This window comes from Mycolicibacterium palauense (assembly GCF_002592005.1).
GTDB classification, from domain to species: Bacteria; Actinomycetota; Actinomycetes; order Mycobacteriales; family Mycobacteriaceae; genus Mycobacterium; species Mycobacterium palauense.
In genome coordinates this window covers 1-1456 of the sequence record NZ_NVQF01000195.1, presented here as the reverse complement: position 1 = coordinate 1456, position 1456 = coordinate 1, and the positions used below count along the sequence as shown (strand labels likewise).

Sequence of the window (1456 nt, the reverse complement as noted above, 5' to 3'; positions counted from 1 at the left end):
CCCCTTCCCCGGCCCCACCGGAGAACGCGCCCAGTGGTGGTGGTACCAGCCCTTCCAACCGCAACCACCGCCCACCGACAACTAGGTTTCCGGCGCGGCAGCGCAGCCCGAGCGTCCCCGCAGCGGCGCGGCTTCACCTTTAACAACTGTCACTTTGTTAACATGACGGTGTGCAGGACGCGCCGTTGACGACGGGCCGGCGGCGATCGCCCCTGGTCTCCCGGCGTGACGCACTGCGCTACGCCACCGCGGCGTCGGCGCTGGCCGGGCTCGGCGCCACGGCGGCGGGCGCCGGGATTCCCACGGCCTCGGCCGCCGGGCCGACCCTGATCGACTACGCCATGCGCCAGATCCCGGCCCAAGACATCCGGGCGGCCGGCCACTCCGGGGTGATCAACTACGTATCGACATCACGGCCCGGATCCTCATTCGGCGCCAAGCCGATCACCCTGCCCTACGCCCAGTCCTTGACCGCCGCCGGATTGGTGATCGTCAGCAACTACCAGTACGGAAAGCCGGGCGGGACGGCACCGTCGGACTTCACTCGCGGCTTCGCCGGAGGCGTCGCCGACGCGCGCACCGCCTGGCACCTGCACACCGCGGCGGGCGGTGGCCGAAGCGCGCCGATCTTCTTCAGCGTGGACGACGACATCGACCGCACCACCTGGAACAACGTCGCTCTGCAGTGGTTTCGTGGGATCAACTCGGTGCTGGGCGTGCAGCGCACCGGCATCTACGCCGGCGTCAATCCCTGCCAGTGGGCCGTGGCGGACGGGGTCATCGGGCGGTCCAGTTCGCCGGGCCACGTATGGGCGTGGCAGACGCGGTCCTGGTCTCGCGGCCAGATCTATCCCGCCGCGGTTCTCTACCAGCGCGTCATCGACACCGCCTCGAATCCGGGACCGGTGGTCGGCGGCATCCGCGTCGACGTCAACGACGTCCTGGCCTCCGATTGCGGCCAGTGGAATCTGCACCCGTGAGAAACCCCGCAAGAACCCCGTAAGAACACGGCCGTGAGCTGATCCGGGCCGGCCGTCGCCCGTCACAAGTCCGGACCCACTCGCGTGCCCGACATACAATCGCAGTCCGAAGCCGTTGATCTCAACGCACTTCCCCGACCGTCTGCGCGGGCCGGGTTAGAGCCGGGGACAACCGGGGAACGCAGGGGCCAGCATCCCCTGGCTCATGATCAATCGGAGGACCTATGCGGCGGCAGCTGTCGGCGTGGGCGACGACGAGCGTAGCGATCGTCGGCGTGGCGGTGCTGGTCAACGGGTGCGCGCCGCCGGTCCGGGGTACGCCGGACGCGGGGAGCACTCCTACCGCCGCGGTTGTCACCCCGCAGGCCACGACGACCGAGTTGCCGCAGAGCCCGCCCGCCCAGCCCTTCGCCGGACTCCAGGCCCGCACCCATCAGGCCACCGACGACGCGGCGGCCGCCGGGGCTGATATCGAG

1 protein-coding gene and 1 pseudogene are annotated in these 1456 nt (G+C 70.1%); both read left to right on the top strand.

All coding sequences use genetic code 11. The features are described from left to right. The first annotated feature begins 170 nt into the window (after positions 1–170). Positions 171–980, top strand: coding sequence for a DUF1906 domain-containing protein (locus CSR00_RS29820; RefSeq protein WP_099025943.1), 810 nt, complete (start codon positions 171–173; stop codon positions 978–980). Positions 981–1204: 224 nt separating this feature from the next. Beyond that, positions 1205–1456: pseudogene (locus tag CSR00_RS29815) on the top strand (hypothetical protein); the annotation flags it as partial.